Consider the following 24,261-nt stretch of genomic DNA (forward strand, 5'->3'; position numbering starts at 1 on the left):
TTTTATAATTCACCATCCTCATAATCTTCTAAATTGTCAGTCATAGCTGTTTCTCCCTGTGCAACGCTAAGAACTTCAATAATTTGGGCTAAATTAGCGATAGTTGGATATTCCAGCAAATTTTGTAAAGATAATTCCACCGAGAAAAGATCGCGGGAACGGGAGATAACCTGAGTTGCTAACAAAGAATGTCCTCCCAATTCAAAGAAATTATCCTTAATCCCAATACGTTCGACTCCCAAAACTTCACTCCAAATTTGAGCTATTTGAGTTTCAATCGGGGTACGAGGTGCTAGAAATCCCGTAGCTAAATTGCGCGTAGCTGTATCGGGTGTAGGCAAAGCTCGCCGATCTACTTTACCATTAGGAGTCAAAGGTAGGGTATTAAGCAAAACAAAAGCCTGGGGAACCATATAACTAGGTAGCTTTTGTTGGACAAATTCCCGCACCTGTGGCACTAACTTCTGGACTAATTTACCATATAGAGGATTATTCGTATAATCAGTCCAGGATTTGGGAATAATTGTCTCATCATCCCAAAAATTGGGGTATAGTTTTTCATCAACTTTACTTATTATCGGTTCTAAGATGGCATTCTGGCGACAGAAAACCACATCAAAAGAACCATCTTGACTACCTTTCCACCAACTGAGATGAACAGTGTAACCTAACTGTTCTCCCAGTTGCCACATTTGCTCAGGATTAATCCCTATCCCACTATTTTTTCCTAACAATTGCCGCAATTCTCCCACCGTTTTTACCCCCGGAGGATTTTCTAAACAGTCTAAAATTTGTAGTGCTTCTTGTAATCGTTGATTGGGTACATCCCTGATAGCTAAATATTCTGGTTGTTCCAGTTTCAGTTTATCTTGTAGTTGCCCTAAAGAAAACCGATCCCGCTGCCAATTTAGCCAAGGAATTGTCGTTTTTTGAACATCAGTATCCAGATGTAAAGTAACATCATAGCGGAATTGGGTTAACTCATTGTCAGCCTGACCCCGTTTCGGTGCAATTTCTACCCAAGAAATTCGCGGAAAACGTTGTTTAAGCGCAATAAAGAACTGAGGTTCAATTAGCAATTCTTCTTCGGTAGCTACACTTTGATTCACCTGTTTTTGCCATTGTTCAAGGGGTTTATTAGCTTCAGCGCGAGCTAACTGTACCGCAGCGTGGTAAGGCTCTAGTAAGGACAAACTACGGATATCACCTAAGAAAATCTGACCCTGATCCGCAATCGCTTTCACTGCTCCTGCGATAACTTGTAATAGATAATCCACACTAGGGAAATACTGAACCACAGAGTTAATCACTATTCGATCGAAAGTAGCTTGGGGAATACCGGTAAAATCATCGGCTGTTCGGTGTAATAATCTTACTTTGCTCTCTAAACCCTCAATTGTGCCACATAAATGTTCTAGATTATTAATAGTAGCAGCGGAATAATCTGCTCCCCAATATTCCTGACAATGTTTCGCCACACGGAATAGCAATAACCCACTTCCACAACCAATTTCTAACACTCGTTGTGGTGGTTGATTTCCTAAAATTCGGCTCACTGTCTGATCAACCCATTCCCGCATTTCTGCTGGGGGAATAGCTTGTCCTGTATAACTACTATTCCAACCACTAATATTAAAAGTGAGATCCTCGGTTTCAGGTTGGGTTTTACTGTAGGATTCTTCGTAAATCTTTTGCCAATCACTAACATATTCACTCTGCCATTGAGCAAGCTGTTCAGGCAATACTTGACCCTTGAGAGCCGGAACTAAGTAGGCTACCAAATTAGTATTAAGCTGGTCATGATCAGGATCACTTTTCTGATCAGCGCGGGCTATCACAACCGCTTCTTGTACTAGGGGATGTTGGCTCAAAACTGCTTCAATTTCCCCTAATTCGAGACGGAAACCCCTTACTTTAACCTGATTGTCAATTCGTCCCAGATATTCAATTCTTCCATCAGGTAAATAACGAGCTAAATCTCCTGTTTTGTATAATTTTGACCATTGATTGTCCCCCTTATAAGGACTAGGAATAAATTTCTCTTGTGTCAATTCTGGACGATTCAAATAACCTCTGGCTACCCCTGCTCCTCCGATGTGTAATTCCCCCGGCACACCGATAGGAACCGGTTGTAATTGAGAATCTAAAATATAAACCTGCACATGAGGAATTGGCCGACCGATAGTTATTTTTTCATCCACTGGCGTACATTTAGCTACTGTTGCACAAACACTTCCTTCTGTGGGTCCATAAGCGTTGAAAAAGTTTCGTCCCTGGGACCATTTTTTCACCAATTCAGGAGAGCAAGCTTCCCCGGCAACAATAATAGTTTGCAGAGAGGAAAGATTTTCCCAAGGTAGCACTGCTAACGCTGATGGCGGTAGAGTAATATGAGTAATCTTATTATCTCGTAATTGCTTGATTAAGGGTAGGCCAGGCATTAAATTATCTTTACTTGCCAAATAAAGTGTAGCGCCTGCTCCCAAAGCCATCAAAATTTCCCAAATACAGGCATCAAAACTAAAAGAAGCAAATTGAAGCACTCGACTCTGAGAAGAGACAGCAAAAGTCTGAATTTGCGCTAGAGCAAGGTTACACAACCCTTGATGTTCAACCATCACCCCTTTAGGTTTACCCGTAGAACCAGAAGTATAAATCACATTAGCTAAATTAGAAGCTGTCACTTTCCCTGTCAAATTATCCCGGTTCATTGGTTTAATTTCTTCCCAAGTTTCAGCTAAAAATACAGTTTTAGCTTGATGATTAGGGAGTTTATCAATCAGTGAACTTTGGGTTAGTAATAAGGAGACTTGACTATCCTCTAACATAAATTGTAGGCGTTCTTGAGGATATTCTGGGTCAAGGGGTAGATAGGCAGCCCCGGCTTTAAGGATGCCTATTAATGCCACAATCATGTCTAAAGAGCGTTCTACACATAAACCGACTATTACCTCGGTTTCTACACCTAAAGAGCGTAAATAGTGAGCTAGTTGATTGGCCCGACTATTTAATTCTGCATACGTCAACTGTTGATTTTCAAAAACTACTGCTACTGCATCAGGGGTACGCTCTACTTGTTCCTCAATCAATTGATGAATACACTTGTTATAGGAGTAATCAGCTTTTGTTTCATTCCACCCCTCTAATAGTTGATAATTTTCCTCTGGAGTTAATAAGGGAAGTAAAGCCACTGGTTGCTGTGGATTTTCCACAATTGCCGCTAACAAATTCTTCAAATGATTCATCATACGGACAATAGTTTCAGCAGCAAATAAATCCCTGTTATAGGAGCAAAAACCGCCCAATCCTTCCGGTGCATCCCAGAGGTAAACTTCTAAGTCAACCCTGACTGAATCAAGTCCCGATGGTATCTCCTCAATGTTTAGTCCGGGTAAATCCCAGGGAGAACTAGGGGCATTCTGAAGGGCAAAAACTATCTGTGTTAAAGGATTACGATCTAAATGACGCTCAATTTGTAATTTTTCGACTAACATCTCGAAGGGTAAATCTTGATGGTCGTAGGCGTTTTGAGTAGTTTGTTTTACTTGCGCGAGAAAATCCTCAAAGGTCGGTTCTTGAGATAAATCAAATCTTAACACTAAAGTATTGACAAAAAAGCCGATTAACCCTTCAATTTCGGTGCGGTTACGGTTAGCAATTGGTGAACCAATTACCACATCTGTTTGGTTACTATAGCGAGACAATAACACAGCAAAACCCGCTAGTAATGTCATAAAAAGAGTGCTACCGGACTCTTGACTGAGTTTTTTCAATTGTTGCGTTAGTTGACTATCTAGTTGCAGTCGCTCCGTCCCACCGCGAAAACTTTGGATTGCTGGCCGGGGACGGTCTGTGGGAAGTTGGTGTAGTAGGGGAACCCCAGTTAATTGTTGCTTCCAGTAGCTTAATTGACGGTCTAATACTTCATTAGTTAACCATTGACGCTGCCACACGGCAAAGTCAGCATACTGTATTGATAAATCAGGTAAATCTGCTTTTGTCCCGGTGCAGAAACTTCGATAATAGGCTGATAATTCGTCGATTAAAACACCTATTGACCAACCATCTGCCGCAATATGATGAATGGCTAATAATAGTACATATTCCTCTGTCTTGACTTGCCATAATTTGACCCGTAATACTGAACCATTAGCTAAATCAAAGGGTTCGGATGCTGCTTCTAATAACAGTTTTTTTACCTGTTGCTCAGGATGACTGAGGTTTTGCAGATTGACAATTGGTAAGGTGAAAGTTACATTAGAAGCGATCGCTTGTATTGGTTGATTATCTTTGAGTTTAAATTGAGTCCGTAGGGGTTCATGGCGTTGAATAATTGCTTGGAAAGCTTTTTCTAAGGCTTTAATATTGAGATTTCCGCGCAAACGCATGGTTAAATCAATAGTATAAGCACCACTTTCCCCTTCTAATTGATTCACAAACCAGAGACGTTCTTGCGCCCAGGATAAGGGAATATCATCCTCTCGATTAACGGGTACAATTGATGGTAGCTTTAACCCTAAACCTGTTTGCAGTTCTTTTAAAATTACCGCACTTAACTGAGCAATGGTTGGAGATTCAAAGAGATAACGTAGGGGTAAAGCAATTTCAAAGGTTTCCTGTAAACGAGAAATAACTTGAGTTGCCAACAGAGAATGTCCCCCTAATTCAAAGAAATTATCCTCAATACTGACTCGTTCTAATTTCAGTACCTCGGACCAAATCCAGGCCATTTTTTCTTCAATGGGGTTACGGGGAGCTATATATTCACCTTGGCTCTGTAAATCTGGTGCAGGTAAGGCGCGGCGGTCTATTTTGCCATTGGGAGTTAAGGGGAAAGTATCAAGAAAAACAAAAGCCGTTGGGACCATATAATCAGGTAATTTTGCTCGCAAAAATTGCCGTATTTCGTTAGTTGTCAGGTTGATTTCGGGTTGCGGTACAACGTAAGCAACTAGACGTTTATCCCCTAGATTATCTTCACGGACAATCACACAAGAAGACTGTACCGCCTGATTTTGGTTGAGTAAGGCTTCAATTTCTCCTAATTCGATACGGAAACCCCTGATTTTTACTTGATTGTCAATCCGTCCTACATATTCAATATTACCATCAGGTAAATAACGGGCCAAGTCTCCCGTTTTATAAAGACGCGAATCTGGGTAATTACTAAAAGGATTAGGAATAAATTTTTCTTGGGTTAATTCGGGACGGTTAAGATAACCTTTGGCTAATCCTGCACCAGCAATATGTAATTCTCCTACTACACCAATCGGGACAGGTTGCCGATTTTTATCCAGCAAATAGATTTGGGTATTGGCAATCGCTTTGCCAATGGGAATAGTTGTCGCTGTAGAAGCTACTTTTTCCACTAAATACCAGCAAGAAAACGTTGTATTTTCCGTTGGCCCATAGACATGAAGCAACCGTTGTGGCGCACCTTTTTCTAGTACCTCTTCTACCCATTTTGGTTCAACTGCTTCACCCCCAAATAGTAAGCAGCGTAAGTTACTAAAAGCTTGGGGAACTAAATTGGCTAACTGATTAAAAAGTGCTGTGGTTAAAAATAAGACACTAATCTGATTTTCCTTTAAGCTTAGTGCCAATTCTTGGGGTGAGAGCAAAACTGATTTAGCGATAATAATAATCTTAGCACCGTTAAGTAAAGCCCCCCAAATTTCAAAAGTAGCGGCATCAAAAGCAATATTAGACGCTTGCACAACGCGGTCATCAGGAGTAAACTGGATGTAGTTGGTATTTAATACCAGTCGATTAACTGCCTGATGAGTGACGATAACACCCTTGGGTATTCCTGTAGAACCAGAAGTATAAATGACGTAGGCTAAATTATCCGCAGAAACTGTGCTGTTAACATTCTCCTGACTTGCTTGATTAATTTGTTGCCAATCTTTATCTAAACAGACAACAATAGCCTGATGATTTGGCAGGGAAGTCTGTAAAGATTCGCAGGTTAATATTATTTTAACCTGGGTATCTTGGAGCATAAAGCTAATGCGTTCTTGGGGATAATCTGGGTCAATAGGAACATAAGCACCACCGACTTTAAGAATAGCTAATAATCCCACAATCATCTCTAAGGAACGTTCTAGACAAATCCCCAATAATTCTTCAGGTTTTACTCCTAATTTTTGCAGGTAATGAGCTAATTGATTAGCTCGACAATTTAACTCATTATAGGTTAATTGTTCACCTGAACATACCACCGCTACAGCATCAGGAGTACGTTTTACTTGTTCCTCAAATAATTGATAAATACACTTATACTCAGGATAGTCAACTTGAGTATTGTTCCACTCAATTAATAACTGATTAGTTTCGCTTTCTGTCAATAAGGGTAATTGGGAAATCCGCTCTTGAGGATTGGCTACAATCCCCTCTAATAAGTTAATAAAATGCCCTGATAATCGCTCAATAGTGCTACTCTCAAACAAATCAGTATTATATTCCCAGACACCTTTGAAGACATCATCCGTGTTAACCATTGCTAAGGTTAAATCAAACTTAGCTGTGGTATTTTCTGGAGGTAAATCTGTCACCGTTAATCCCGTCATTGCAATCTCAGACTTGGGTGTATTTTGCAGTACAAAAGCGACTTGAAATAGGGGAGTATGGCTCAAATCCCGTTCCGGTTGCAACGCTTCGACTAACATTTCAAAGGGTAAGTCTTGGTGCGCGTAAGCATCCATGGTCACTTCCCGAACACGGGTTAATAACTGACTAAAACTCGGATTATCTGATAAATCCGTCCGCATCACTAAAGTATTCACAAAAAAGCCGATTAAACCCTCAATTTCGCTGCGATTACGGTTAGCAATGGGAGTTCCTACTAAAATATCACTTGACCCTGTATAACGATACAGTAAAGCATCAAAGGCAGCCAACAGCGTCATAAATAATGTCACCCCTTGTTGGTGACTCAATTCAGTCAAAGCTTGGCTAAGTTTGGGGGAAAGGGAAAATTCTTGCTGAGTACCGACAAAGCTTTGCACCGCAGGTCGAGGGTGGTCTGTGGGAAGAGATAATAAAGGGGGTGCAGCTGTTAGTTGATTTTGCCAGTAATTTAATTGACTTTGTAGGACATCCCCTTGTAACCATTGTTTTTGCCAGAGTGCAAAATCTCCATACTGAATCGGTAAGGGAGCTAAATTTGCGGGTTGATTCTGCACATAAGCATTATATAAGCTGGTCAATTCGTGAATCAACACTTCGATTGACCAACCATCACTAATAATGTGGTGCATACAAACTAATAAGAGATGTTCCGTCTCCGATAGCACCACTAAAGTGATTCTGATTAAGGATTCTTTGGCTAAATCAAAGGGTTGAGTCGCTTGTTTTTGCTTTAATTGCTGTGTTTTTTCTGCTTGTTCATGGATGGGTAAATCTTGTAAATCAACGACTGATATTGTTTCCTTTGTTGTTTGAATAACTTGAGTCGGTTGTCCATCAATCGTGACAAAATTAGTCCGTAATACCTCATGGTGATCGCAAATTTCTTGTAAACTTTGTTCTAAGGCCTTTTGATTGAGGTTGCCTCGGAAATGCAGCACCATCGGTATATTATATAAAGCGCTATTTGGTTGCAATTGATCTAAAAACCATAAACGCTGTTGAGCAAAAGATAGAGGTAGTTCTGTAGCCTTAGTTCTCGGTAAAATGGGGGGTACTGTTAGAGTGAGATTTTGCTGCTGTAGTTGTCCAATAAGATGCGCTAATTCGGCCACCGTCGCTGCACCAAATAAACTCCGCAAAGGTAGTTCTATTTTAAATAAACTCCGAATCCGGGAGACTAATTGAGTTGCGAGGAGAGAATGGCCGCCAATTTCAAAGAAATTATCATAAATTCCCACTTGCTCTACTTTGAGTATTTCTGTCCAAATTTGCACCAACATCTCTTCAATTCCATTGCGTGGTGCTACATATTGATCCCGGCGATTCCCTATTTTATCTGGTGCGGGTAAAGCGCGACGATCTACCTTACGATTAGTAGTAAGGGGCAAAGATTCCAGAAAAACAAAAGCTTGAGGAACCATATACAAAGGCAATTTACTGGACAGAAACTGACGCAGTTCACTAATCATCGGTATCCGTTCGTAATGAGCTACTATGTAGGCGACTAAATATTTATCCCCCGGAGTATCTTCCCGAATAATCACACAAGATGTTTGTACATCAATATTTTGGTTAAGTACCGCTTCAATTTCTCCTAACTCAATACGGAATCCGCGAATTTTAACCTGATTATCAATCCGTCCAAAACATTCAATATTACCATCGGGTAAATAACGCGCTAAATCTCCCGTTTTATACAAACGATTGAAAGCTGCATTAGCAAAGGGATTATCAATAAATTTTTCAGCAGTTAATTCGGGACGATTCAGATAACCACGCGCTAAACGAACACCGCATAGATGCAATTCTCCCTTAACTCCAATGGGTACAGGTTGCAGATTTTGATCTAGGATATAGGCTTTTGTATTAGCAATGGGACGACCAATCAGCACCGAATTGATTTTTTCTGACTGATAATCTAGCAAGTCATGAACTATAGCGGTTACAGACGCTTCTGTGGGGCCATAGACATTGATACATTGAACCCGTTTCCCGACCATTTGTCGCCAAATATTGACGGTTTCTGGTAACACTGCATCCCCTCCCACAGCGACAACCCGCAGACTGGATGGTACAGTAGCTAATGATTGGGAAACGGCGATTGCCCATTCATGCCAATAGGCGGGGGTAATATTTAAAACGGTGAGACTTTCTTGTTCGATAAAATCAGCAAAATCAGTCAAGGTTGCAAACATTTGCCCCGGTCTTAAGACCACTGTGCCACCTTTTAACCAGGTGGGAAAAATTTCTTCCGCAGCGACATCAAAGCCAAAGGAAGCAAACTGTAAAACGCGATCAGATTCTGTTAAACCGAATACTTCACTAATGCCCCAACTATGATTAACTAAGGCTGCGTGAGTTAACATCACTCCTTTAGGTTTACCCGTTGAACCAGATGTATATAATAGGCACAGTAAATTTTCTGGAACCACTTCACTGAGGGGATTTTCTGGACTTTGAACCGTCAATTTTTCAGCTAATTTATCTAAGACAATTACCCCCAGATCTTCTACTGGCAAAGAATCGAGTAAACTTTCTTGAGTTAGCAGTAGAGAAATTTGGGCATCTTCTGCCATATAAGTCAACCGTTGCTGGGGATAATCTGGGTCTAAAGGTATATAGGCTCCCCCAGCTTTGAGAACTGCCAATAATCCGACAATAACTAACAGCGACCGCTCTAGATAAATGCCAACTAAAACTTCTGAACTTACTCCCAAAGATTGTAAATAATGAGCTAATTGATTCGCCTGAATATTTAATTCTTGATAGGTTAATTCTTGACCGTCAAATACCACTGCTACTGCATCCGGTGTTCTGGCTGCTTGTTCTTCAAATAAATGATGAACACACTGATGGAAAGTATATGCTTTTTCGGTAGCATTCCAGTCTTGTAATAATTCTTTTGCCTCTAATTGGGTTAATAATGGTAGTTGGAAAATTGGCTGTTGCGGATTAGCAACCAATGCTTCTAGTAAGGTGATGAAATTTCCTGTTAATCGCTCAATGGTACTGCGATCAAATAAATCGGTATTGTATTCCCATACCCCTTGTAATCCTGCACCGGTATTCTCCATCGCCAAGGTTAAATCAAATTTGGCGGTGTCATTTTCTGTGGTGAGGGGAGTGGCGGTTAAGTCTATTAGTTCTAAGGGAGACGGGGGACTATTTTGCAACAGAAAATCCACTTGAAATAAAGGCGCGTGACTTAAATCTCGTTCAGGTTGTAGGACTTCTACTAACATTTCAAAAGGCAAATCCTGATGAGCATAGGCATCCATTGCCATTTCTCGTACTCGACCCAATAACTGATTAAAATTGGGTTTACCTGACAAGTCAATTCGCAGGACTAAAGTATTGACAAAAAAGCCGATTAAACCTTCAATTTCCCTGCGATTACGGTTAGCAATGGGAGTACCAATTAAGATGTCTTCCTGTTCTGTATAACGGGAAAGTAAGACAGCATAAGCTGTTAGCAGGGTCATAAATAAGGTGACACCCTGTTCCTGGGTTAATTGGGTCAGTTTTTCGGTTAATTCTAGGGAAAGGCTAAAGGGTAAATGTCCCCCGGCAAAACTTTGTTGATTGGGTCGAGGTCTATCTGTTGGTAAAGATAGGAGGGCCGGTGCATCTGCTAACTGTTTTTGCCAGTAGTCTAGTTGCTGTTGCAATACCTCTCCCTGCAGCCATTGTCTTTGCCAAAGGGTAAAATCTCCATACTGGATAGATAGGGTATTTAGAGGCGAAGATAAACCCTGAATATAGGCATTATAGAGGGCGGTTAGTTCCTGAAGAAATACTCCCATTGACCAGCCATCACTGACAATGTGGTGCAGACAGACTAATAAGAGGTGTTCCGTTTCAGATAACACGACTAAAGTGATTCTGATTAAGGGTTCACCGGCCAAGTCAAAGGGTTGAATCGCTTGGTTTTGTGCTAACTCTTGGGACGCAATTACTTTTTCACTGCTAGATAAATGCTGTAAATCCACCACCGTAACTGTCCAGGTTCGTGGTTGTATAACCTGGGTAGGGATACCATCAACGGTAATAAAGTTGGTGCGTAAAGCCTCATGGCGATCGCAAATTTCTTCTAAACTCTGAATTAAGATTTCTGAGTTCAGGTTTCCCTCTAAACGCAAGGCTAGGGGGATATTATAAAAAGAACTATTCGACTCAAATTCAGCCAAAAACCAAAGACGAGTCTGAGCAAAAGATAGGGGTAATTCTGCTGTTTTGTCTCTAGGTAAAATCGGCAGTTCAGTGAGTTGTTCTCCTTCGGAAATCCGTTTTATTTCCTGTGCTAATTGGGCGATTGTCGGTGCAACAAATAACTCGCGTAAGGGCATTTCTACCTGAAAAGCCTCACGGATGCGCGAAATTAGTTGCGTTGCTAATAATGAATGTCCACCCAACTCAAAGAAGTTGTCGTGAATCCCCACCTGTGCAACTTTTAACACTTTTGCCCAAATCGAAGATAATATCTCCTCAATCGGGTTACGCGGCGCGATATACTGCTCCTGACTTTGGAATTCGGGGGACGGTAAAGCACGGTAATCAGTCTTACCATTAGGCGTTAAGGGTAGGGATTCCAAAATAACAAATGCACTAGGAATCATATACTCTGGTAACTTAGCTTTCAGGAATTGCCGCAGTTGAGTAATATTAAGTGAATTTTGCTCTTTTGGAGTGGAAATAACCTCTATTTGGGGAATAATATAGGCGACTAAACGTTTCTGATTTGTCTCATCTTCTTGGGCAATAACAACAGCCGTTTTTATCCCACTGTGCTGACTAAGAACAGTTTCAATTTCTCCTAATTCAATGCGGAAACCGCGAATTTTTACCTGATTGTCAATCCGTCCTAAATACTCAATATTGCCATCGGGTAAATAACGCGCTAAGTCTCCCGTTTTATATAGACGTTCCCCTTGTAACTGTCCCCCATTCTCTAAATAAATAAATTTCTCTTGAGTTAATTCGGGACGATTAAAATAACCCCTAGCTAACCCGACACCGCCAATATGTAATTCTCCGGCTACCCCCACAGGAACGGGTTGTAAGCAAGCATCAAGAATATAAACCTGAGTATTACTGAGGGGTCGTCCAATGGGAACATTGGTGGTAGTTGGTGAAGTAAATTCGTAGAAAGTTGTCGCAATGCTTGCTTCCGTTGGACCATAAACATTAAATAGTCGAGGAAGAGGGGAATATTCGCCCGTGATTGTCCGCCATTGCTGGACTTTTGCTGGTTGAATGGCTTCCCCGCCAATAAAAATTACTTTAATATTGGAGAGAATTGGCAGAGCAGTAGGAGTCAGTTCAGAGACTAATTGATGCCAATAGGCAGTAGGAAGACTCAAAGCTGTTAATTGCCATTTTTGACAACATTGCCAAAAATCTTCATTAGAGCGCAACATATCTTCTGTTCGCAATACCAATGTTGCACCCGATAACAAACTATAAAATATCTCTTCAACGGAAACATCAAAGCAGATAGAGGAAAATTGTAGAACTCGATCATCTGCTGTAATACCATACTCTCGAATAGTAGTCAGGATATAGTTGACTACTGAGCGATGTTCAATCATTACCCCTTTAGGTTTACCTGTCGATCCAGAGGTGTAGATAATATAGGCTAAATTGTGCTGCTCAACTGCTACCAAAGGTTTAACTGTACTCTGTTTGGCAATTGTTGACCAGTCTTGGTCTAAACAGATAGTTGTTCCTTGAAATTGGGGAAGTTGCTCGATAAATTTAGATTGGGTCAAGAGAATACTAAGTTGACTATCTTCAAGGAGATACTCAATGCGCTCTGGGGGATAATCAATATCTAAAGGAATATATGCTCCCCCAGCTTTAAGTATTCCCAGTATTCCGATGATCATATCTAGGGAACGTTCAACAAAAATACCGACTAAACTATCGGCTTTTACTCCCAAAGATTGTAGGTAATGTGCCAATTGATTAGCACGATTATTTAATTCTTGATAGGTGAAAAACTCATTTTCTAATTTAACTGCGATCACCTGTGGGTTTAGTTCTACTTGTTGTTCAAACAACTGCTGCAGACACAAATCATTTTTGTAGTCAATTTGAGTTTGATTCCAGTTAAATAATAGCTGATTAGTTTCACTTTCTGTTAGTAAGGGTAATTGACTAATTGCTTGTTCTGGATTAGCAATAATCCCGGTTAATAGGTTAACAAAATGCCCTGATAGTTGCTCAATTGTGCTTTGATTAAATAAATCTGTATTATATTCCCAAATTGCAGTTAATCCAGCTTCTTTTACCTGTATAGATAAACTTAAGTCAAACTTAGCGGTCTTAAATTCCAAAGGCTGACGAGTGGCTTTTATTCCTTCTAAATCTATGCTATCTACAATTTCATTATCTAAGCCAAACATTACCTGAAACAAAGGAGTATAACTCATGTTTCTTTCAGGTTGTAGTGCTTCTACTAACATCTCAAAAGGTAAATCTTGATGGTCGTAAGCATCCGTTGCCGTTTCTCGTACCTGTTTTAATAACTCGCTAAAACTGGGATTTCCAGCTAAATCTGTTCTTAAGACTAAGGTATTGACAAAAAAGCCGATTAACCCAGCTAATTCGCTACGAGTACGGTTAGCGATGGGAGTACCGACTAAAATGTCTGTTTGTCCTGTGTAACGATAGAGTAGAGTCTGAAATGCGGTCAGGAGGGTCATAAATAAGGTGACACCTTTTTCCCGACTCAGCTTATTTAACCCTTGACTAAGTTCTGGAGAAAGGTTACATTTTATCCGATCTCCCTGAAAACTTTGTTGTAGAGGACGGGGATAATCCGTAGGTAGATGTAATAAAGCGGGTGCGGCTGCTAACTGTTTTTGCCAGTAATTTAACTGATTTTGTCGGATTTCTTCCTGTAAATACTCCCTTTGCCAAATGGCAAAGTCTGCATACTGGATGGGTAACTCTGGTAAAAGAGGTTCTAAACCTTTAGTATAGGCATTATAAAGGGTTGTCAATTCCTGAATAAATACCCCCATTGACCAACCATCAGAGACAATATGGTGCAGACAAATCAGCAAAAAATGTTCTGTGTCTGATAACTTGAGTAGGGTGGCCCTAATCAGGGAGTCATTGGCTAAATCAAAGGGTTGATGACTGTGAATTTCTAGCCATTTTTTTATTTCCTGCTCTTCTCGATATTTTGGGCTGTCTTTCCCATTGACAAGCGTTAATTGCCAATTACTTTCTGGTTTAATTACTTGTACAGGATTTCCCTCAATAGTGGCGAAATTTGTGCGGAGGGACTCATGGCGCTGAATAATTTCTTGTAGGCTTTTTTCGAGGACATTTACCTGGAGATTTCCTGCTAAATGCAAGGCCAGGGAAATATTATAAAAGGGACTGTTTGGTTCTAATTGATCTAAGAACCATAAACGCTGTTGGGCATAAGATAGGGGTAATTCTTCAAAATTCATTTTCTTTTTCTTGGTAAAATAGCTGGAATAATCGTATCGGATTTTTCCTGTTTTAACTGTTCAATCCCTTGGGCTAATTCTGCTAGTGTGGCTGAGTTGAATAACTGACGTAAGGGAAGTTCAACTTTCAAGCGATCGCGTATCTGTGCTACTAATTTAGTGGCTAGTAGGGAATGGCCTCCCAGTTCAAAGAAGTTATCATTTATACCCACTTTCTCGACTTTTAGCACTTCTGACCAAACAGTTACTAATATATCCTCGATCGGGTTACGCGGAGCAGCATATTTGTCTGATGCTTCACTACTAGATTCTGGTGGGGGTAAAGCTCGACTATCTATTTTTCCATTAGCAGTAAGGGGTAAGGCATCTAAAATAACGAAAGCATTAGGTATCATGTAATCGGGTAATTTAGCTTTCAGGAATTGCCGTATTTCGTTAATGGTAATCGTTTTTTCCGATTGTGGCACAATGTAGGCCACAAGACGCTTATCTCCTGTTGCATCATCCCTCACTATTACTACTGTTTCCCAAATCTGGGGATGAGATGCTAATAATGCTTCGATTTCCCCCAACTCAATCCGAAAACCCCGAATCTTAACTTGATTGTCAATGCGTCCTAAATATTCAATATTACCATCGGGTAAATAACGCCCTAAGTCTCCCGTTTTATATAATTTTGACGGCTCATTGCCCCCCTTATTAAGGGGGGTTGGGGGGATCACTTCATCCTTCTCAAAAGGACTAGAAATAAACCTTTCCGTTGTTAATTCAGGACGATTGAGATAACCTTTTGTTACTCCGGCACCCCCCACATACATCTCCCCGGGTACACCAACCGGTACAAGTTGTAAATGTTGGTCTAGTAAATACACCTGTAAGTCGGGAATGGGACGACCAATCACACTAGCTGTACTATTCAAGTCGTTCATACTTAATGGTCGATAGGTGACATGAACGGTAGTTTCTGTAATTCCGTACATATTAACTAATTGGGGGCATTGGTCGCCATGGCGCTGAAACCAAGGTTGTAAGCTGTTAATTTCTAAAGCTTCTCCTCCAAAAATAACTAAACGTAAGCTTAAATCGTTATCTGTTGTCGATGAACGATCCCCCCTTGATAAGGGAAAACTTCCTTTTAAGGATTCTTCAGCTTGAATTAACTGACGGAAAGCGGTAGGAGTTTGATTGAGAATTGTGACTTTTTCTTGACACAATAGCTGATAAAATGCTTCGGTAGAACGGGTCACTAAGTAGGGGACAACTACTAAGCGTCCACCATATAACAAAGCTCCCCACATTTCCCACACCGAAAAGTCAAAAGCGTAGGAATGAAATAGACTCCAGACATCTTGACTATTGAAATTATACCAAGCATCTGTAGCGGCAAATAATCGCACGACATTGGAGTGATTGACTAAAACGCCTTTCGGTTTCCCTGTGGAACCGGATGTATAGATAATATAGATTAAATTCTCTGGTTTTGCTACGCTTTCGGGGTTTGAGGTGATATTTTGAGCGATTTTTTCCCATTCTGTATCTAAACAGATAAGTTGTGCTTGATGTTCAGGAATAGACTTGACTAATTTTGCTTGAGTTACTAACACTTTTACCTGAGAGTCTTCTAACATGAAGCTCAGGCGTTCTTGGGGATAATCTGGGTCAAGAGGTACATAAGCACCACCTGCCTTGAGAATACCTAATAATCCCACCATCATCTCTAAGGAACGCTCAAGGGAAATACCGACTAAAGTATCAGCTTTTACGCCTAATTTCCGCAAATAATGTGCTAATTGATTAGCACGATTATTTAATTCTCGATAAGTTAAGGATTCATTTTCATAAGTTACTGCTACAGCATTAGGAGTCCGTTCAACTTGCTCCTCAAATAACTGATGAATACACTTATTAGCAGGGTAATCTACCTCAGTATTATTCCAGTCAATTAATAACTGTTGTTGTTGAACTTTAGTTAACAAAGGTAATTGAGAAACTCTCTCACTCGGATTAGTAATAATCCCCTCAAGTAGAGTCAGAAAATGACCGTTCATTCTCTCAATAGTCTCGCTATTAAATAGGTCAGTATTGTATTCCCAAACCCCCATTAATCCCGTCTCTGTATTTTGCATTGATAGGGTTAAATCAAACTTAGCTATTTCACCTTCTAAGGGTAAAGAATCAATAGTTAAACCCATTAACTCTATTTCAGATAGGGGAGTATTTTGAAGGACAAACATTACCTGAAATAGAGGAGTATGACTAAGATTTCTCTCTGTTTGTAAGGCTTCTACTAACATTTCAAAGGGTAAATCTTGATGAGCATAAGCACCTAAAGACATTTCTCTAACTCTCATCAATAATTCCTGAAAACTAGGATTTTCTGAACAGTCAGTCCGCATTACTAAGGTGTTCACAAAAAAGCCGATTAAACTCTCTATTTCACGACGGTTACGATTAGCTATAGGTGTGCCTATTAAGATGTCTGATTGTCCTGTATAACGATAAAGTAATACTCCATAAACTGCTAACAATGTCATAAACATTGTTACCCCTTGTTGCTGACTTAATTCTGTTAGCTTTTGGGTGAGTTCAAGGGATAGTTGAAACTCTTGATGTGTCCCGGTAAATGTTTGGACTGCTGGACGAGGTTTATCTGTTGGTAGTGGTAAGAAAGTTGGTGCGTCTGCTAGTTGTTTTTTCCAATAATTTAATTGGTTTTCTAAGACTTCTCCCTGCAACCATTGTCTTTGCCAAATTGCAAAATCAGCGTACTGAATTGGTAAGGGTTTTAGGGGTGAAGGTTGACCTTGATTATAAGCATTATATAACGCTGTTAATTCTTCAATAAATACACCCCTTGACCAACCATCACTAATAATATGGTGCAGAGATAATAATAACCAATACTCGTTATTATTCAGCACGATTAAGGTGGCTCTTACTAATGCTTCATTAGCTAAATCAAAGGGTTTAAATGATTCTTCCTTGACTAAATCGGTTGCAGCAATTTCTTGTTCTTCTGGTGATAAATGTTGTAAGTCAATTACTGATACTGTCCAATTTGTTACTGTTTGAACAACTTGAGTTGGTTGTCCATTAACGGTAATAAAATTAGTCCGTAATGCTTCGTGACGTTGAATAATTCCCTCTAAACTTTGTGTTAAAGCAGACCGATTAAGATGACCTTGCAAACGTAAGGCTACAAGAATATTATAGAAAGCACTATTAGGTTCTAATTGATCTAAAAACCATAAACGAGTTTGAGCATAAGACAACAATAAGTCAGACTGTTTATCCCTTGCTAATATGGGGGGTGCAGATAGAGTTAAATCCTGTTGCTGTAAATGTTGAATTTGCTGTCCTAGTTCTTCAATTGTTGGTGCTGTAAATAGACTACGCAAAGGGATTTCTATTGAGAAATTAGTGCGAATGCGGGAGATAAGTTGAGTAGCTAATAATGAGTGTCCTCCTAGTTCAAAGAAGTTATCATTAATGCTTAGTTGTTTGACCTTTAAAACCTCAGACCAAATTGTTACCAGTATTTCTTCAATGGGGTTACGGGGTAAGATAAATTTGTTTGTTCTTTCGTAACTTTGTTCGGGTGCAGGTAAAGCGCGTCGGTCAATTTTACCATTAGGTGTTAAGGGTAATGATTCTAGGATTACGAAAGCACTGGGAATCATATAATCTGGCAGCTTTTCCTTTAAGAATTGCCGTAATTCATTAGGGGTAGGTGTTGCCTCTTTTTGAGGGACAATGTAGGCAACTAAACGTTTATTTCCTGGGGTATCTTCGCGAGCAATAATAACCGATGATTGCACTTGAGAATGTTGGTTTAATACTGTTTCAATTTCTCCTAATTCAATACGGAATCCCCGTATTTTGACCTGAAAATCCTTTCTTCCTAAAAATTCAAGTTTACCATCTCCTCTTAAACGACCCAAATCTCCCGTGCGGTAAATCCGTCTCCCACTAAATTCCCAGTCGGGAACAAAAACAGCTTGAGTTAATTCAGGTTTCTGCCAATAACCCAAGGCAATATATGGACTTCTAATAGCAATTTCTCCATAAATAGCAGTGGTTTCACCAACTTCATTTAGCAGGATAATTTCAGTTTCCTCAAATGGATAACCAACTGGTACAGTATTGCGAATGATTTCTGTTTGTTGAGCGATTAAATATTGCAAAGTAAAAGAAGACTCTGTTGAACCTAAACCATTGACAAGTATACATTGATCTGAGAAATGTTCTTTATATAAATCAACATCTTTTTTGACAACTTCCTCTCCTCCTAAAACTACAATACGAATCTGATTCGGCTTTTCACCTTTACTCAGATTGCTAACAAAATGCCGATATAAAGTTGGTGTTGAGTGATAAATTGTGATCCTCTGTGATTGCAACAACTGAAAGAGCTCACTTATACCTTCTTCTCTAAGATCAATTGGATATAAGGTTGCACCATTTAAGATAGCAGCAAAAATATCTACAATTGCCGCATCAAAGCTGTAGGATGAAAGCAATGTTAATCCATCCTGCTCGTTGATGTGAAGATTATTAGTGTAGTTTCTGATGAAGTGTAGAACATTGCGATGGTTTTGAATAACTCCTTTTGGCTGTCCTGTAGAACCCGATGTATAGAGAATATAGGCAATAGTATTTGGTGATATTTCTCGTTCTTCTTCATTGAAAAAACTAGCAAAATCGATGTTATCTATGTTGATGATAGGAATAATACCCTTAGTTAATTCTTGAGCACGATCTAAATTTTTATTATTAGTTAGAATCATACTAGCTTGGGAGTCTTCAAGAATGTAAACAACTCTTTTATGGGGATAATTTGGATCTAAGGGAACATAGGTTTTACCAACTTTTAAAACTCCTAAGATTGCAGCTACCATTGGTGCATCATGTTCAAATAATAGAGCAATTCTTTCTTCTTTAAATGTGCTTTGTTTCAGGATTGCCTGTGCTATTTGATTCACCCGATAATTCAATTCACTATATGTCCAATGATAATTATTAGTATGGACAGCAAGATGATGGGGATATTTCTGAACTTGTTCCCGAAATCTAGCAGGAATTGATTGTTCAATATCTTGTTTACGAAATTCTATAAAGTGGTTAGATGGAGAGACGACGTTACCACATTTTTTCAGATAATAACGTTCCTTTTCTGTTAACAAGGCTAAAGTAGAAATTTTCCGTTCTGAGTTAGCAACAATACTTTCTAGTAATGTTTGATAATGCGAGAGCATTTTGGAAATTGTGTCTACATTGAACAAATCTTCATTGTAGAGTAAATTTAGTTTGATGCCTTGTTTTTGTTCTTGAACATATAAGCTTAAGTCAAATTTAGAGTCTCCCTCTGTTATGAGTATAGGTTCTACAGACAATCCAAAAAGTTCCAGTTGGGTGTCCTCCAAGTTAAGGAGATTAAACCATACTTGAAAGATGGGGTTATGACTAAGATTTCTCTCTGGTTGTAACGCTTCTACTAACATTTCAAAAGGTAAATCTTGATGAGCATAAGCACCTAATGACATTTCCCGCACTCTCATCAATAATTCCTGAAAACTGGGATTTTCTGAACAGTCAGTCCGCATTACTAAGGTGTTCACAAAAAAGCCGATTAAACTCTCAATTTCACGACGGTTACGGTTAGCTATAGGTGTGCCTATTAAGATGTCTGATTGTCCTGTATAACGATAAAGTAATATTCCATAGGCTGCTAACAATGTCATAAACATTGTTACACCTTGTTGCTGACTTAATTCTGTTAGCTTTTGGGTGAGTTCAAGGGATAGTTGAAACTCTTGATGTGCCCCAGTAAATGTTTGGACTGCTGGACGAGGTTTATCTGTTGGTAAGGGTAAGAAAGTTGGTGCGTCTGCTAATTGTTTTTTCCAATAATTTAATTGGTTTTCTAAGACTTCTCCCTGCAGCCATTGTCTTTGCCAAAGGGTAAAATCTCCATACTGGATAGATAGGGGATTTAGAGGCGAAGATAAACCCTGAATATAAGCATTATAGAGGGCGGTTAGTTCCTGAAGAAATACCTCCATTGACCAGCCATCACTGACAATATGGTGCATACAGACTAATAAGAGATGTTCCGTTTCAGATAACACCAATAAAGTGATTCTGATTAAGGGTTCACCAGCTAAGTCAAAGGGTTGAATCGCTTGATTTTGTGCTAACTCTTGAGACGCAATTACTTTTTCACTACCAGATAAATGCTGTAAATCAACAACCGTAACTGTCCAGGTTCGTGTCTGTATAACTTGGGTAGGGATACCATCAACGGTAATAAAGTTGGTGCGTAAAGCTTCATGGCGATCACAAATTTCTTCTAAACTCTGAATTAAGATTTCTGAGTTCAGGTTTCCCTCTAAACGCAAGGCTAGTGGTATATTATAAAAAGAACTATTCGACTCAAATTCAGCCAAAAACCAGAGACGAGTCTGAGCAAAAGATAGGGGTAGTTCTGCTGTTTTGTCCCTGGGTAAAATCGGCAGTTCAGTTAGTTGTTCTCCTTCGGAAAGCCGTTTTATTTCTTGGGACAATTCGGCTATTGTCGGTGCAACAAATAACTCGCGTAAGGGCATTTCTACCTGAAAAGCCTCACGGATGCGCGAAATTAGTTGCGTTGCTAATAATGAATGTCCACCTAACTCAAAGAAGTTGTCGTGAATCCCCACCTGTGCAACTTTTAACACTTTTGCCCAAATCGAGGATAATATCTCCTCAATGGGGTTACGCGGCGCGATATACTGCTCTTGGCTTTGGAATTCGGGAGCCGGTAAAGCAGGATGATCGATTTTACCATTAGGCGTTAAGGGTAGGGATTCCAAAATGACAAAGGCACTAGGAATCATATACTCTGGTAACTTGGCTTTCAGGAATTGCCGCAGTTCAGTAACATTAAGCGAATTTTTCTCTTTTGGGGCGGAAATAATCTCTTTTTGGGGAATAATATAGGCGACTAAACGTTTCTGATTTGTCTCATCTTCTTGGGCAATTACAACAGCCGTTTTTACTGCATTGTGCTGACTAAGAACGGTTTCAATTTCTCCCAATTCAATACGGAAACCGCGAATTTTAACCTGATTGTCAATCCGTCCTAAATATTCGATTTTACCATCGGGTAAATACCGACATAAATCTCCCGTTTTATATAATTTTGACGGCTCATTGCCCCCCTTATTAAGGGGGGTTGGGGGGATCACTTCATCCTTCTCAAAAGGATTAGGGATAAATTTTTCTTGGGTTAATTCGGGACGATTGAGATAACCCCGCGCTAATCCCATACCACCAATATGTAATTCTCCAGCTACCCCCACAGGAACAGGTTGTAAATGGGAGTCTAAGATATAAACTTGGGTGTTAGCAATGGGACGACCAATAGTTACTTTCAGAGTTTCATCTGTCCATTTTTCTACCGTGGCACAAACGCTGGTTTCTGTCGGTCCATAAGCATTAAAGAAATTTCTCCCTCTAGCCCATTGTTTGATCAATTCTTCTGAACAAGCTTCTCCTGCCACAATAATTGTTTGTAACTCTGGTATTTCTTCTAGGGGCAAAGCCGCTAAGGCTGAGGGGGGTAAAGTAATATGGGTAATATCATAATCTTTTAATATTCCCATTAATGGCAACCCAGGCATTAAAGCATCTTTGCTGTCTAAATAAAGGGCTGCACCTGCTCCCATGGCCATGATAATTTCCGAGATAGAAGCATCAAAATTGAGGGAAGCAAACTGGAGAATGCGAGAGTTTGACTGTACGTTAAAGGTTTTAATTTGCGCTTGAGCTAGGTTAAATAGTCCCCGATGTTCCACCATTACCCCTTTGGGTTTTCCTGTAGAACCAGAGGTATAAATGAGATTAGCTAAATTATTGGCTGTTACTACTCCTGTGAGGTTATCCTGGCTATTTTGGTTGAGTTCTTCCCCAATCTGCTCTAACAAGATTAACCGCGCTTGATGTTCGGGTAATTTATCGATTAATCCCTCTTGAGTGAGCAATAATGACAGTTGAGCATCAGCGATGGCAAATTGTAGCCGTTCACTGGGATAATCTGGATCGAGAGGTAGATATGCACCACCCGCTTTTAAGATTCCTAATAACCCCACTATCATCTCTAGGGAACGCTCAAGGGAAATGCCGACTAAAGTATCAGCTTTTACGCCTAATTTTCGCAAATAATGGGCTAATTGATTGGCACGACAATTTAACTCATTGTAGGTTAATTGTTGACCTGAATATACAACTGCTACTGCGTCGGGTGTGCGTTTTACCTGTTCCTCAAATAACTGATGAATACATTTATCAGAGGGATAGTCAACTTGAGTATTATTCCACTCAAAAAGTAACTGCCGCTGCTCAACTTCTGTGAGCATTGATAATTGGAAAATGGGCTGCTGTGGATTAAGCACAATGGAGTTGAGCAATCTGACAAAATGCTTGGCCATACGCTCAATAGTAACAGCTTCAAATAAATCAGTATTGTATTGCCAACACGGCTCAATCTCCCCTTTCGCTTCCCTTACCATTAAACTCAAATCCAAGTGTCCGCCCTGTTGTCCGAACAAGTGTGGCTCCATTGGCAACACTGATTTTTGCAGATGCAAGGAATTATTTTTTGGTTCACACCAAGTTTGTGCTTGCCAAGCAAAACTAACTTGAGAGAAAGGCGAACGGCTGGGATCGCGTTGTGGCTGGAGTTTTTCTGCTAACAGAGAAAATGGGTAATCTTGATGCTTTTGTGCTTGTCTAACTATTTTGCTGACTTGAGCAAGAAGTTCTGTAAATGTGGCATTCTCCTGGACAGAAACTCTTAAAACGGTCAGGTTAGAAAAGTAGCCGACAATCTCTTTAAATTCTTTAGCCGGCCGTCCTCTCATCGGGCTGCATAAGAGGATATCTGTTTGATTGGTGTAGCGGTAAAGTTGGACGTAAAATGCTGTAAGCAGAATCTGATAAAGACTGGTTTTCGATGCTGAAGCTAGATACCTGAGTTTTTCAGTTAACTGTTCATCTAGCTTGACAATGTATGAGGCTCCTTGATAGGTCTTTACTGGGGGGCGGGGTTTGTCGGGAAGCAGATGCAAAATTGGCAATTCGCCAGCTAATTGTTGTTGCCAATATTGCCACAGTTTTTCTCCCCTATTACCCGATAGCATTGCTGCTTGCCATTGGACAAAATTTGCATAGGTTTTATTTTCATTCCAAGAATCTGGGGCTGTTTCTGTCTGCTGTTGACTAAATTGCTCCACTTCCTCTGGATATAAAGATTGAAATTCACTCAGCAGTAAATCATAGGACCACATATCGCCAGCAATGTGGTGCATTGTCAGCAAGAGAATGTGTTCTTCTGCTGAACGAGTAAATAAATTCACCCGCAAAACTGAATCTTTTTCTAAGTTAAAAGGGTGGTCAGCAATAGCATAGATTTTTTCTACTAATTGCTCTTCCCTCCAGTCGCTGGCATCTATTACCTCAACCTGAAAATTCTCTTGCTGGTTAACCTGCTGTACCGGTTTGCCCTCATAACTGGTATATGTGGTTCTCAGAATCGGGTGCTTTTCAATAATTTTTTGCCAGACACGATTGACAACAGCAATCTCTAAATAAGCATGAATTTTTGCAGTAATAAATGTATTATAAGCAACGCTCTCTGGAGCAATTTTCCAGATTAACCACATTGCTTCTTGACCCGGTGAAAGTGGGTAAATTGTTTTCATATTTCTACTCATGACTAGCCCGCATTTGTGATGATAAAAAAAGATTTCTAGGGGAGGGCGTATGCTTTATGCCTCTACAGAAACCGAATTTGCCCCACTGTAGGGGCGCAAGGAAGCCGAGTACAAAATGTAACATATATCGAACATTTTTCACCATGATGTCGCAAGGTCTGTTATCGCTTTGAGGGAACAGGGAACAGGGAAGAAAATCGGCGCACCTCATTGCTTTGAAAACTGTACCATGAAATCCTATCATAGAAAAGAAAATTTGTCATGGTCAACGAAATTCGGTAATATGTGGTAGTCTGAGAAGCGCTCACTAGCTTTAGCTATCCAAACAACGGTTACTTGTAGTAAGATAACGAGGGTTAAAAAAGCAGTAGCAGGGGGCTGAGAAAGCCATCTCTTTACACTGACAGATAAAGCGA

General features: G+C 39.9%; 2 protein-coding genes. Both read right to left on the reverse strand.

Going from position 1 to position 24,261, the window contains the following annotated elements; all coding sequences use genetic code 11:
- Nucleotides 1-2: 2 nt before the first annotated feature.
- Nucleotides 3-14,093, reverse strand: coding sequence for a non-ribosomal peptide synthase/polyketide synthase (locus tag GQR42_RS20140; protein WP_158201338.1), 14,091 nt, complete (start codon nt 14,091-14,093; stop codon nt 3-5).
- A complete protein-coding gene (locus GQR42_RS20145; RefSeq protein ID WP_158201339.1) occupies nt 14,090-23,833 on the reverse strand; it encodes a non-ribosomal peptide synthetase in 9,744 nt (3,247 codons plus the stop codon). The genes GQR42_RS20140 and GQR42_RS20145 overlap by 4 nt, the downstream gene beginning before the upstream one ends.
- Between the last annotated feature and the right edge of the window lie 428 nt (nt 23,834-24,261).

The sequence above is a fragment of the Microcystis aeruginosa FD4 genome, assembly GCF_009792235.1.
GTDB classification, from domain to species: Bacteria; Cyanobacteriota; Cyanobacteriia; order Cyanobacteriales; family Microcystaceae; genus Microcystis; species Microcystis viridis.

Bases quoted from the DNA above. Each gene is read 5' to 3' on its own strand.
- GQR42_RS20140 (WP_158201338.1), bottom strand. From the start codon at position 14,093: ATGAATTTTGAAGAATTACCCCTATCTTATGCCCAACAGCGTTTATGG.
- GQR42_RS20145 (WP_158201339.1), bottom strand. From the start codon at position 23,833: ATGAAAACAATTTACCCACTTTCACCGGGTCAAGAAGCAATGTGGTTA.